The sequence below is a fragment of the Anoxybacillus gonensis genome, from assembly GCF_001187595.1.
Classification (GTDB): domain Bacteria; phylum Bacillota; class Bacilli; order Bacillales; family Anoxybacillaceae; genus Anoxybacillus; species Anoxybacillus gonensis.
The window spans coordinates 296,542-309,238 of record NZ_CP012152.1; the positions used below are offsets into that span (position 1 = coordinate 296,542).

Below are 12,697 nucleotides of genomic sequence, written 5' to 3' on the forward strand. Positions count from 1 at the left end.
AAGCGTGTTACGATTGCCATGTACGAAGCGATAAGGAGGAAAGAATGATGCAGAGATTCAATAGTGATTGGGCGATTGAGGCGAATGGACTTGTGAAAATATTTGGTCACAATCGTGCAGTGGATGGCGTTGATTTACGGGTTCGGGCGGGTACGATTTACGGTGTGCTCGGACCAAACGGGGCGGGGAAAACGACGACCGTTAAGATGCTTGCGACGTTGTTGCGGCCAGATGGCGGTTCAGCGCGCATTTTTGGTTATGACGTCGTAAAAGAGCCGCAAATTGTTCGGCAATTGATTGGGGTCACTGGGCAATACGCCTCGGTCGATGAATCGCTCACTGCGCTGGAAAACTTAATCATTTTTTCTCGCTTGCTCGGGTTGAGCCGTACAGAGGCAAAACGTAAGGCAACGGAATTGTTAGAAGAATTCGGGTTGATGGAAGCGGCGAAACGTCCACTTAAGCACTTTTCCGGAGGCATGCGGCGCCGGCTTGACCTTGCGGCGAGCTTAATTGCTCAACCGCCGCTCATTTTCCTTGATGAGCCGACGACAGGATTGGATCCTCGCACACGCAATCAAATGTGGGAAACGATTCGCCGATTAGTCAACATGGGTTCAACCGTATTATTGACGACCCAATATTTACAGGAAGCAGATGAACTCGCCGATCGTATCGCTGTTATCGATCGTGGAAAAGTCGTGGCCGAAGGAACGGCAGATGAGCTAAAAACGTCGATTGGCAATTCATCGCTGCAATTAAAAATTGACAATCCACAACATTTAGAAATGGCACGTCAAACAGTAGAACGTGTGCTTCACGTTCGCGCCAATGTCTCGGTAGATACAGGAAAAATTACGGCACCGATGGCGGATGCTGACCGAGTAACCGATTTACTGATTGCACTTCGCGAAGCAAGCATCCAACTAGCAGAATTAAGCGTACAAAAACCGACGTTAGACGAAGTTTTTTTAGCTATTACAGGCCATGGAGTAAAAGGAGAGGAAAGTGCATGAATCATACGGTGAACCGCGAATTAAAAAACTATACAAGTTTTCGGCAAACGGTGCAACAAACATTGACGATGGCATATCGAAGTTTATTAAAGGTGCGGCGTACGCCAGAGCAATTATTTGACGTTACTTTCCAACCAATCATTTTCACATTGATGTTTACGTACATTTTTGGCGGAGCGATCGCTGGAAATGTGCATAACTACTTGCCAATGATTATCCCAGGCATCCTTGTGCAGACGTTAATTGGGGCTTCTGTCGCCTCCGGTGTCCAACTTCGCGATGATATGGACAAAGGCGTTTTCGATCGATTTAAGTCTTTGCCAATTGCTCGCATTGCACCGTTGGCAGGAGCTTTATTAGCTGATACGGTTCGCTACACCATCGCCACCGTGCTCACTTTCGCGATGGGGTTTCTTATCGGTTATCGCCCAGAAGGAGGGGTTACGAGCGTTGCGTTCGCTGCTGTTTTTGCCATCGGATGCGCATGGGCTGTTAGCTGGATTTTCGCTTTCTTTGGCGTTACAGCACGCAATGCGGCGAGCGTACAGGGAATTTCTATGCTGGCGTTGTTTCCGCTCATGTTTCTTTCGAATGCGTTTGTTCCGGTAAAGACGATGCCCGATTGGCTACAATGGTTTGCGAACATTAACCCGATTTCACATATGATTACAGCCGTTCGCGAGTTGACGAATCACGGAACGATTGGTTCGGACTTTGCAATTTCGCTTCTTGGAGCTGCAGTCATTGTCGCCATCTTTGCACCTATTACGGTACGCGTCTATATGCGCCGAGCATAAATATCGTGCCCGTGCCCGAAACGGTGCACGATATTTTCCGATACAAGATTCGCATGCGATAGATGACAAAATGCGCTACAATGAAGATATATTTGGAAAAGAAAGGGGATAAGAATGCCGCAAGTGTTAATTGTCGATGATGACGCACATATTCGCGAGCTTGTCGGGCATTTTTTAAGCCTTGAAGGGTTTGAGATATACGAAGCAGCAACTGGAAAAGAAGCGCTCGCGGTATTGGAAAAGGTCAAAGTCGATTTAGTCGTATTGGATATTATGATGCCCGAAATGGATGGATGGGAGTTATGCCGCGAACTTCGCCAATATGACGATGTGCCAATTTTAATGTTGACGGCTAAAGGGGAAACGTCGCAAAAAGTAAAAGGATTTGAGCTAGGGGCAGATGATTATCTTGTTAAACCGTTTGACCCGCTCGAGCTTGTCGCGAGGGTCAAAGCGCTGCTCAAACGATACCGAATTGCGACGTCGCAAACGGTGCAAATGGGTGATTTATTGTTAAATCGCCAGACGTACGCATGCCGTTTAGGAGACGAAGAGATTTCCTTGCCTCCAAAAGAGTTCGAATTACTTTTTAAGCTCGCTAGCTACCCTGGAAAAACGTTTACTCGCGATGAACTCATTGAACAAATTTGGGGCTATGATTACGAAGGGGACGAACGAACGGTCGATGTGCATATTAAGCGGCTACGCGAGCGGTTCGCTGATTGCCACGTATTTATCATTCGGACGATTCGGGGGCTAGGCTATCGGTTGGAGGTATGCAAATGAAGCGGCTTTCGTTTGTGCTCAAGTCCGTGTTGACGGTCATTGCTGTGATGGCGATGATTAGCCTCTTTTGGATTGCCACATATTTTATTACAGAAGCGATGTATGCCCGATTTGCCTGGCAGCCGCAGCCGTTAGTTCGACAAATCATCACATCCATCTCGGGCTTTTTTTTATTTGGCATTAGTATGAGCATCGTCGGACCTTTTATAAGAAAGCGGGAAAGAGTGTTCTGGAAACACTTGATGGATGCGATCAATCGAATCGCGAAAGGAGATTTTCACGTAAACCTCCGTGCGGACTGGGGCGAACGAAATCACCCATTTACAGAACTAGTCGAAGGGCTGAACGATATGGCGGCGAATTTGCGGGCGATGGAAGAAATGCGGCAAGAATTTATCTCAAATGTCTCACACGAAATTGGTTCGCCGCTTACTTCGATTCGTGGGTTTGCTCGGGCGTTAAAAAACGAAAATTTGCCTTACGAACAGCGAATACATTATCTCGACATTATTGAAACGGAGTGCATCCGGCTGTCAAAGTTGAGCGATAATTTGTTGCGTTTGGCGATGTTAGACTCCGAGCGATACCCATTCCAACCGGTCTCCTATCGCCTAGATACACAATTACAATCGCTCATTCTCCATTGTGAGCCGCAGTGGATGGAAAAAGAAATAGAGATGTGTGTAACACTTGAGAAAGTAGTTATTACCGCAGATGAAGATTTGCTGAGCCAAGTGTGGTTGAACTTACTTCATAATGCGATAAAGTTTACGCCAACCGGTGGAACGATTACGGTTCAGCTTCAGCAACAAGACAACAACGCCATTGTTACCGTTTCAGACAATGGCCCAGGCATTGCCGAGGAAGATCAGCCACGTATTTTTGAACGCTTTTATAAAGCGGATAAATCGCGTAACCGTGCCGCTGGTGGCAGCGGGCTAGGGCTAGCCATTGCAGACAAGATTGTCAAGATGCACCGAGGAAACATTTCTGTCCGAAGCCAATTAGGACAAGGGACAAAATTTATTGTTCGCCTGCCACTTTAGGTTTAGGTTAAAAGATATTTTGCATTTTTTAGTTTAAAGACAGCGAGCGAATCACTCGCTGTCTTTTTGTATACTTAAAAAATAAAAAGTGTAGATCCGTTGCAACATTTTTATTTATTCAGTTGTATATGAAGTGAAAGGAGGTCGTTTCTTTGTGCACAAAAGAGCAAATCCAGCGTGCTATGGATGAATATGGGAATATGGTGTTACGCCTCGCGTATATGTATATGAGGAATGAACACGATGCAGAAGATGTCTTTCAAGATGTGTTTATTAAACTATACGAACATATGGATCGGATACAAAGCGAAGAGCATATGAAGGCATGGTTGATTCGCGTTACTGCAAATGTATGTAAAAACAAATTAAAATGGTTTGCGTATCGAAAGGTTGATGTATATGAAGAATGGTTGCATTCTCCTAATGTTGATGCCAACGATGACTTCGAAGTCATGTCAGCCGTCACATCGCTCCCGACAAAATATCGAGAGGTCGTGCATTTATTTTACTATGAAGGGTATCAAACGAAAGAAATTGCCGAGTTGTTGAAAAAGCGAGAAAGTACGGTTCGTTCACTGTTAGCCCGTGCGAGAGAAATGTTAAAAAACAAACTGAAAGGGGAGTATGATTTTGCGTGAGCGATATAAAAAAGAGATGGAGCACATTGTCGTGACGGAAGAATTGAAAAATAAAGTCATTGAGCGGATTGAAAAAAGAGAAAAAGAACGGAAGCGAAAGTCGTTTCGACCAGCTTATATGACTTTAGTTGCTGCGAGTGTATTATTAGCTGTTAGTTTGTATCCACCTGCTAAAGAAGAAACGCAAGAAAAAATGGACATGATGATGGAACAAGAGAAAGGAGGGGATATGGTGAAAATGGAAGTGACTGATTCGTATGTAACTATTCATGACGTCACGTATGATTCAAACAAACAAAAGCTCCATTTCTCTGTAACAAATAAAAGCGATGGTGTCATTTCGTTCGGATATGCATATACAATTGAACGATACGATAACAAAAAACAGACATGGTTACAGACGACGTTAACGAATAATATCGCAGTGATTGAAGTTTTAGCATTAGTTGAAAAAGGACAAACGGTGAAGGATGTTATTGATTTTTCGTTGTTAAATCAACCGTTGGAAAATGGAAAATATCGCATCGTGCGTACGTATTATGCGGATACAGCTCATTTCATCGGTTATATTGAATTTGACGTCGCTGATCAAAAGTTGTCGAACTTTCAAACGTATATGGAAGCAAAACCGATTGAGACGAGCGAAACGAAAGATGTGAAACTAGCATGTGAAAAAGATCGCCACTTTTCTGTTTATAGTAGTCATAACGGACTTGTTTTAACGAGAACGAACCGTCAAGGGTTGCATATATACCCAATGTATGAAGGAAAAGAACAAGTGAATTTTTCGATGGAAGCAAGTGATGGAACGCTATTTACGGACAAAATGGCTGATGATGCGTTAACGATTTATGAAGCGGAGCAGCCTGTATCGTCTGATGAACAAATCATTGCTGAATCAATGCCACCTGATAGCGGACAGATCGAAGGCATGGAAGGATATGAAGGACCGAAAGTATTGTTTTTAAATAGAGAACGAGTGAACGTTGAGCCATCGATCGTTTATTGGGAACCGAATGAAGCAAGTAAAAAAGAGGAAGTCAAAGTGAAAGTGACTGTGATGAATGCGCGTACCAATGAACAAATAAATGTATTTTATGTCGTCATCGTTCGAAAAGGAGACGAATATGTGTTAAGTCACATTGAATAAACGAGGGGAGTCCCCTCGTTTATTTTGCTAAAAGGAAACGAATGCTAGAAATAGCTGCTTCATGCTCGAGTGAACGATGCGAAAGAAGAGTTAAAAGCTTTTCATGACTGTCAATTTTACTTTCTAGTTTTTTGACGATTTCATTTGTTTCGAGCACGGCTTGCTGGACAAGCGTAAAGTCTTGCCTCGTCGCCATGTTAGCTTCCATTTTGTTAAGCTTGTCCAAAATTTGTCGCAACGTATGCTCCATGAGTGGACCTCCTTTCGTTTAGAAGTGTAGAAAGGGAAACAGGTGACAGGCATGTACGGTGCTAGGAAGAGGTGTTTAGAATGTGTGGTAATGCGGATAAAGACTGTTTCCTGTATTTTATTATACACAATAGGCTCAAGAGGTGGAATATACTCTTTGTTGTGATTTTGTTGCTAGATGGTGTATTGTATAAACAGACAAGATGGCGGGGGGACTAACGTTGACAGCATTATGGACAGAGGCAGAACAATTTATCACGTTATGTTATACAGAACTAGGAAAAAACGATGATGAAATATATGAGCGGTTGCAACAAGTGAAGCGAGAAATTGAACAAACGGGAACGTATGAACATACGTATGAAGAGCTTGAACATGGGGCGCGCATGGCATGGCGCAACAGCAATCGTTGTATCGGACGTTTATTTTGGCAAACGCTTCATGTGTTTGATGCACGTGCGGTAGAGAGAGAAGAAGATATTGCAGAGTGGCTATTCCATCACATTGCTTTTGCGACAAACGAGGGGAAAATTCGTCCGACTATTACTATTTTTCGTCCTGAACGTGTTCGCATTTGGAATCATCAGTTAATTCGTTATGCCGGTTATGAAACAGAGCATGGAATCATTGGAGATTCCTCATCCGTTTCGTTTACGAAAGCATGCGAGCAGTTAGGATGGAGAGGAGAACGGACGCATTTTGATATTTTACCTCTCGTCATCCAAGTAGATGGTCGCGAGCCGAAGTTGTTTCCGATTCCGAAAGATATTGTACTTGAAGTGCCAATTGAACATCCGAAGTTTGCGTGGTTCCATGATTTACAGTTAAAATGGTACGCTGTGCCGATTATTTCAGATATGTGTTTAGAGATCGGTGGGATACAGTATACGGCCGCCCCGTTTAATGGTTGGTACATGGGGACAGAAATTGGTGCGCGCAATTTCGCGGATGATTACCGATATAATATGCTTCCGAAAATTGCTTCATGCATGGGCCTTGATACATCGAGAAATAGCACACTATGGAAAGATCAAGCGCTTGTTGAATTAAATATAGCCGTTTTATATTCGTATAAAAAAGCAGGAGTAAGCATTGTTGATCACCATACAGCCGCTCAGCAGTTTAAGCGTTTTGAACAACAAGAACAAGAAGCAGGAAGGAAAGTAACGGGCAGTTGGACGTGGCTCATTCCTCCGCTTTCCCCAGCGACGACGCACATTTTTCACCAATATTATGATAATACAATTGTAAAACCGAATTATTTTTACCAACAACGTCCTTATGAATGACACCGCGCTATTCACGCGGTGTTTTTTGTAAGAATATATTCCTAATTTTCAGAATAATATTTACTATCTTCTTATTTTTTTGATATAGTTATAGAAAAAAGGAAAAAGGGGGAGGCTTGATTGGATTTTATTGAGCAACTCAAAATGGAAGAAATGAGGAAGAAAAACTTTTTTCTGTTTCTCATTTATACGTTTAGTGCGTTAACAGGCTTGATTGGACTTATTTTGATCGGGGAGAAATTAGATAAGATTTCCATTTATGGAGGAAGTCTTCTACTTAATGTGCTCGTTTATATCGTGTTAAAAAAAATAAAAAAGCATGAGCACATATATCCGTACTTTATTATTTTTATATTATTTTCTGCGACGTTAGGCAGCTTGTTTACGACAGGGGGAAGTTTAGGGACAATCGCTCTCGCTTTTTGTTTAGTCGTGTTGTCGGTGTTACATTTGTATCGCGTGTTGTTTATAACGGGAATGTTGCTCGGAACGATTATTTTAGTTGTTAGTGCACTTGTCCCTTCTCCATTTCAACACGTGTTTCAAAAAACTGGGCATACTGTTTTTATCGTTTATGTCATGATCGGTATCGCACTTTCTGTTTTATTGTATTTAAGCCGTAAGCAGTTTCATCAACTTGTTGAACATGTCGGACAGACGCATGATGAAAAAGAAAAGCAAAGCGCAAAAAGGTATGAACTTGAACAACAATTAAGGTGCATTATTGAAAATGTAGAGCATATTCATCAAAAGGTACTTCAAAATGTACAATCGCAAGAAGAAATGAAAGAAGCGATTCGGCAAGCTGCGGTGGCAGGTCAAGCACAAAGTGAACAAGTCATTGATATTCATGATGAAGTAGCAGAAGCGAAAACGATGAGTGAACGAATTTACGAAACTTCTAAACAATTAAAGGAACATTCAGCACAATCAAGTGAAATGGCGCAGGCTGGTATACAAAAGATGCATCTTTTACTAACACATACAGCAAAGTTCCATGAGACGATTCATGCGACGAGAACGACATTAAATGCATTAACGAGTAAAATTGCAAATACAAATGAGTTAACGAAACAAATTAAACAAATTACAAATCAAACGAATTTATTAGCATTAAATGCAACAATTGAAGCAGCGCGAGCAGGGGAGTATGGGAAAGGATTTGCGGTCGTTGCAGAAGAAATTCGAAAGTTGGCCGTATTAACGGAAGAAACGACACAACAAATCGTTTGTAATTTGGTAGAAGTAAACGAAAGTAACAATGAGCTGTTAGAACGGATGGATGAAACGAGTGAACAATTAACGAAAAATGAATCATTGACGGATGAAGTGAATGTATATTTTGAACGATTGTATCAGTCGTTAACTTATTTGCAAGAACAACTTTCTCACTTTTTTATCATTAGCGAGAAGTTAGAGAAACAAGGAGAAAAAATGGATCGTTCGATTAGCGATTTTTCTGTTTTCATTCAACAATCGAGTGCAGCGCTTGAAGAAGTAAGTGCAACAGTAGAACACTTAAAAGATGCGAATGAAAAAATGGCGGCATATGTGACAGAAACTGCCCATCGTGCCGCAATCATTCAACAACAAATGGTATAGGAGAACAGCACCCCTAGATCACTTAGGGGTGCTTCTTTAATGAAATTTATGATAGCTTTTCCCTTGTTTCGAGAAAATCGTTCCACATTGTAATGAATAAGTCAATCAATCTCGGATCGAATTGTTTTCCACGACCATCAAGTAAAATCTCTTTTACTTTTTCTGGAGGAAAAGCGTCCTTGTAAATGCGTTTAGACAACAAGGCATCGAATACATCAACAATGGCGACAATTCGTCCTTCTAGCGGAATTTCTTCTCCTTTTAATCCGTTTGGATATCCTTGTCCATTCCACCATTCATGGTGGGTTTGTGCAATGTTTGCGGCCATTTGAATGACAGGTAAATCGAGATTAGCTAAAATTTGATGGCCGATGAGCACGTGCGTCTTCATCGATTCCCATTCTTCTTTTGTCAATTTTCCTGGTTTGTTTAAGATGTAATCAGGGATACCAACTTTTCCGATGTCATGAAATTTCGCTGCAATTTGAATATCAGCCACAAATTGTTCGTCACATCCAGCAAGACGAGCAAGCATGCTGGAAAGAATACCGATGCGATGCACATGATTTTTCGTATCATCATCGCGATATTCAGCTAGTTGAAGCAATCGTTCAAGCGTATCAAACATCACTTTTGCCTCTTTTGTGACATCTTGAATGACGAGAAGGGCACGAGCTAACTCAAAAATTTTATTTTGTGGCAAAAGCCGAACCTTATAATAATGGGGCCCACTTTCGTTTTCAAATGTGGCAAGCATTGGTTCGGACTTTTCTTCCAGCGCTGGACAGCCTGAACAAGGGACGGTACGTTGATGGAATAACTCGTAACAACGACGTCCAATCGGATGCTCTCCCTCTATGCCGATGTGTTGCAACAATCGTTTCGTTTTTTCATCAATCCACGTAATACGACCAAAATCAATTGTGCTAATTTCGTAGGCATAAATATCAAGAAAATCGAAATCGCGTAAAAATAAGTATGGTCGAATAATTTCTTGCATAATTGAAAGTGTAAATTTCGTAAATCGCTCGAACGAGTGAATATATTGAACGACATGTGGGTCATGCAAATATTCTTTTGTTAAAAACACCTTTTTTATCGCTTCACAAATGGACTCGGTTGTAATATGGAAAAAGCTTTCATGATATTTTTGATCGATAATTAATCGACTCCAGTCGCGAATGATGCGAAAGTATGCTTCGGTGTCATAGTAAATTTTTTCTTGGAAAAATTGCAACAAAAAGTTTTTAACATAATGAAAAAACTTCTCACGTTCAAAAAAGCTGTATGAATACTCTTCCCATAGCCGTTGGGAAAACGATTGACGAAATGCGTCCATAATTGCATCGACACGAAACGAAATATAGCCGCTAAATTGATCAAGATGTTGCAAATCTTGTTCTGTAAATCCGTTCACTTGCTGTAGTTTGTGCAACTCATAGCGAAGTGGATGAGCCGCTTTTTCGATTTCAGCCATTTCATATGCTTCAAGGGTAAGCTGCATGTCAAATGAAAATAATGCATGGATCGCTAATAAAACGTTGATCGTTTCATCCGACAAAATGGGAGAGATATGTTTATAAATAATTTCGATATATTTTGTATACGTAGCTAAATACCATTTTAAATCCAGTCCGATTTCGGAGTGCACTTTCCCGATATTGTATCGCTTTTGAATATACGCATCATCAATGATTCCTGCAAAACATTCATTCAAATATGTGATTTGTGTTTTTTTCAATCGTCTTAATGTCGAATGTTCTTCAATTAACTTGCGCAAAGAAGGGATAGATAATATCTCTTTATATAAATCTTCCACAATCCCTTTGACTAACGGTTGTAATACATTGCGATGATTGTAAATGGATTGTAGCTTTTCTTCTGTTACTCCTGTATAACGTAGCTGTTGAAGTCGCTTTTTGTCTGTTACTTGTATATGTTTCATCCCCCAAATTCTCCCCTTTATTGTATATGAGCAATTTGAACTTGTTTCACAACTTTTTCAAACGGAACAGGCGGGCTAAAGAAATAGCCTTGCACTTTGTCGCAATGAGTTGATTGTAAAAATGAAACGTGTTGATCTGTTTCTACTCCTTCAGCGACAATATGCAAATGTAAGCGATGGGCAAGTGCAATAATGGCTTCGGTTAATTTTGCAGTATGTTCGTTTGTAATGACTTCGAAAATAAACGATTTGTCAATTTTAAGTGTATCGACAGAAATATGGCGCAAATAACCGATTGATGAATAACCGCTACCGAAATCGTCAATTGCGATACGAATTCCTATTTGTTTTAGTGCACGAATCGTTTCGATGACTTGCTTTTCATCGCTTAACGCAATGTTTTCTGTAATTTCTAATTCAATATGGTTTGGCTGTAAACTCGTTTTCTCTAATAATTGTTGTACAAAAGAAAGAAATTGCTCGTTTTTTAATTGACGGAGCGATAAGTTAATGCTGACGTATACGTGAGTCATGCCTTGTTCATGTAGTCGTTTTAAATCAAAAACAGCTGTTTGGAAAATATATTCTCCAAGCGGAATAATAAAACCATCCTCTTCGGCGATGCTAATAAATTCATTTGGTGGAACGAAGCCAAGTTCTTCATCGTTCCAGCGAGCGAGCGCTTCCATTCCAACCAGTTGATTTTTTTTCATGTCGATAATTGGTTGATAATATACAGCAATGGCACGTTGCTCTAAAGCGACGTGTAATCGTTGGCGAATGAGTGATTTGCGGATGCGCTCTTGTTCAAACGTTGGATCGTACATCGCCCATTGATTTTTTCCTTTTTTCTTTGCCTCGTACATTGCCATATCCGCATGTTGAATCAAAGTCATTTCATCTTCCCCATCTGTTGGGTATACGCTCACGCCGAGACTTGTTGTAATAAATAATTCTTTTTGACGAATGAAAAAAGGTTCACCAAGTATATCAATCATTTGTTGTGCCACTTGTTCAAATGAAGGAACATCAGCAACAATGACCGCAAATTCATCGCCCCCAAGGCGAGCGACAAAATGATCGTGCAAATGGCTTAATCGTTTCGCCACCAATTGCAACAAAAGATCGCCAGCCGCGTGACCAAGTGAGTCGTTAATGTTTTTAAAGTTATCTAAATCAAGAAAAAAAAGCGCCACAGTTTCGTTTTTTTCTTTCGCTATTTTTAAGCGTTCACGAAGTGTATCAATAAAATAGCGGCGATTTGGTAAATTTGTTAGCTCATCAAATAAAGCTTGTTTTCTCAGTTGTTCTCTACTTTTAGCGAGCGCTTGCTCGGCGCGTTCTCTTGCTTGAAACGGTTCTTTAAACGATGCTAAATATAACCCGCGTAAAAAATAAGAAAAGCCGATCACTTTATATACGTGTCCGAATACATTTAACACATCATAAACGTGACGATATAACGTAAAAATAAGCTCGCTTAAAAATAAAAAGACGAAACCGATGATGACATCAAGCGTTGGCGCTAGCCGTTTTTCTTTATAGTGTCGAATGAGTAAAACGATCGTGATGATGTGTAATGTTGTGACGACGTACTCTACTCCGTTTTTTAGTGGAGTTGTTCCTAGTCCTTCAACGACAAGCGGTGGCAAGGAATCTGCAAAATGAACGATACTCATTGACACAATTCCTACATATAGTAAAGGAACAAAGAAACCGAGCAGCTTCTCGTTTTGTTGAATCGGTCCATCAGGAAGTAAAAAAGCGAGCAATAAAAAGACTGCTTGTGTGAGCCGAGCAGCTAGCCAAAAAGAAGTTGCAAGTTGAACGGAACTATCCGCAAACACAATGCCCGGCATTTCTTTATATGTAAGCGCATGCAATAAATCGAGGCAGCCGACGGCTAAAAAAGTTGTCGCAATGCGCAATCGACGGCGCGATAACGCTTGCGGAAACGAAATCCATCCTTGAAATGCAATAGCCATCGCAACTGTAATGCTGAAAAACTCAAGCAATGTATGAAGCGATAAAAAGTGATTTTGTTTAAATGTCATTGTTAGCGCTGAACTAAACAGCAAAATGGCAATGAAACAAATGAAGGCCAACGAGATCACCATTATTGACCATTTCTCTTTTTTTGTCATCGATGTTATGTCCCTCCATCATCCCCATGTTACAT

The 12,697-nt window shown here is 40.9% G+C and carries 11 protein-coding genes; 8 read left to right on the plus strand and 3 right to left on the minus strand.

All coding sequences use genetic code 11. The features are described from left to right. Window positions 1-44: 44 nt before the first annotated feature. The 6 genes from AFK25_RS01610 to AFK25_RS01635 all read left to right on the plus strand — a co-directional run bounded on the left by AFK25_RS01610 (window position 45) and on the right by AFK25_RS01635 (window position 5,433). Window positions 45-1,016, plus strand: a complete 972-nt coding sequence (locus AFK25_RS01610) for an ATP-binding cassette domain-containing protein (protein ID WP_035063913.1) — start codon at window positions 45-47, stop codon at window positions 1,014-1,016. Continuing rightward, window positions 1,013-1,813, plus strand: a complete 801-nt coding sequence (locus AFK25_RS01615) for an ABC transporter permease (RefSeq protein WP_035063916.1) — start codon at window positions 1,013-1,015, stop codon at window positions 1,811-1,813. The genes AFK25_RS01610 and AFK25_RS01615 overlap by 4 nt, the downstream gene beginning before the upstream one ends. 114 nt (window positions 1,814-1,927) lie before the next feature. Next, complete coding sequence (locus AFK25_RS01620) at window positions 1,928-2,599, plus strand: response regulator transcription factor (RefSeq protein ID WP_035063918.1); 672 nt, start codon at window positions 1,928-1,930, stop codon at window positions 2,597-2,599. Beyond that, window positions 2,596-3,645, plus strand: a complete 1,050-nt coding sequence (locus AFK25_RS01625) for a sensor histidine kinase (RefSeq protein WP_035063921.1) — start codon at window positions 2,596-2,598, stop codon at window positions 3,643-3,645. Before AFK25_RS01620 ends, AFK25_RS01625 begins: the two co-directional genes overlap by 4 nt. Window positions 3,646-3,797: 152 nt before the next feature. Then, window positions 3,798-4,283 (plus strand): sigma-70 family RNA polymerase sigma factor, encoded by a 486-nt coding sequence (locus AFK25_RS01630; RefSeq protein ID WP_035063924.1) that lies wholly within the window; start codon window positions 3,798-3,800, stop codon window positions 4,281-4,283. Next, window positions 4,270-5,433: an immunoglobulin-like domain-containing protein gene (locus AFK25_RS01635; RefSeq protein WP_035063927.1), complete on the plus strand. Its 1,164-nt coding sequence runs from the start codon at window positions 4,270-4,272 to the stop codon at window positions 5,431-5,433. Before AFK25_RS01630 ends, AFK25_RS01635 begins: the two co-directional genes overlap by 14 nt. 19 nt (window positions 5,434-5,452) lie before the next feature. Here AFK25_RS01635 and AFK25_RS01640 read toward each other — a convergent pair whose 3' ends face one another. Continuing rightward, entirely contained in the window at window positions 5,453-5,683 is a 231-nt protein-coding gene (locus AFK25_RS01640; RefSeq protein WP_035063931.1) for a hypothetical protein, read from the minus strand. Between the two features lie 202 nt (window positions 5,684-5,885). Between AFK25_RS01640 and AFK25_RS01645 the strand changes: the two genes are divergently transcribed. Together AFK25_RS01645 and AFK25_RS01650 are read left to right on the plus strand one after the other, a co-directional pair. Further along, on the plus strand, window positions 5,886-6,971 hold the full coding sequence (locus AFK25_RS01645) for a nitric oxide synthase oxygenase (protein WP_033383632.1): 1,086 nt from the start codon (window positions 5,886-5,888) through the stop codon (window positions 6,969-6,971). A gap of 120 nt (window positions 6,972-7,091) precedes the next feature. After that, the gene (locus AFK25_RS01650) at window positions 7,092-8,573 is read left to right on the plus strand and encodes a methyl-accepting chemotaxis protein (protein WP_035063937.1); all 1,482 of its coding nucleotides are present in this window, start codon (window positions 7,092-7,094) and stop codon (window positions 8,571-8,573) included. A gap of 46 nt (window positions 8,574-8,619) precedes the next feature. Here AFK25_RS01650 and AFK25_RS01655 read toward each other — a convergent pair whose 3' ends face one another. Together AFK25_RS01655 and AFK25_RS01660 are read right to left on the minus strand one after the other, a co-directional pair. After that, window positions 8,620-10,518: a protoglobin domain-containing protein gene (locus tag AFK25_RS01655; RefSeq protein WP_019418596.1), complete on the minus strand. Its 1,899-nt coding sequence runs from the start codon at window positions 10,516-10,518 to the stop codon at window positions 8,620-8,622. Between the two features lie 17 nt (window positions 10,519-10,535). Next, entirely contained in the window at window positions 10,536-12,662 is a 2,127-nt protein-coding gene (locus tag AFK25_RS01660; protein ID WP_035063941.1) for a putative bifunctional diguanylate cyclase/phosphodiesterase, read from the minus strand. Between the last annotated feature and the right edge of the window lie 35 nt (window positions 12,663-12,697).

What these genes read in the sequence shown, in the direction of transcription:
- AFK25_RS01610 (WP_035063913.1), top strand. Translation starts at nt 45, where the DNA reads ATGATGCAGAGATTCAATAGTGATTGGGCGATTGAGGCGAATGGACTT.
- AFK25_RS01615 (WP_035063916.1), top strand. Translation starts at nt 1,013, where the DNA reads ATGAATCATACGGTGAACCGCGAATTAAAAAACTATACAAGTTTTCGG.
- AFK25_RS01620 (WP_035063918.1), top strand. Translation starts at nt 1,928, where the DNA reads ATGCCGCAAGTGTTAATTGTCGATGATGACGCACATATTCGCGAGCTT.
- AFK25_RS01625 (WP_035063921.1), top strand. Translation starts at nt 2,596, where the DNA reads ATGAAGCGGCTTTCGTTTGTGCTCAAGTCCGTGTTGACGGTCATTGCT.
- AFK25_RS01635 (WP_035063927.1), top strand. Translation starts at nt 4,270, where the DNA reads ATGATTTTGCGTGAGCGATATAAAAAAGAGATGGAGCACATTGTCGTG.
- AFK25_RS01640 (WP_035063931.1), bottom strand. Translation starts at nt 5,683, where the DNA reads ATGGAGCATACGTTGCGACAAATTTTGGACAAGCTTAACAAAATGGAA.
- AFK25_RS01645 (WP_033383632.1), top strand. Translation starts at nt 5,886, where the DNA reads ATGGCGGGGGGACTAACGTTGACAGCATTATGGACAGAGGCAGAACAA.
- AFK25_RS01655 (WP_019418596.1), bottom strand. Translation starts at nt 10,518, where the DNA reads ATGAAACATATACAAGTAACAGACAAAAAGCGACTTCAACAGCTACGT.
- AFK25_RS01660 (WP_035063941.1), bottom strand. Translation starts at nt 12,662, where the DNA reads ATGACAAAAAAAGAGAAATGGTCAATAATGGTGATCTCGTTGGCCTTC.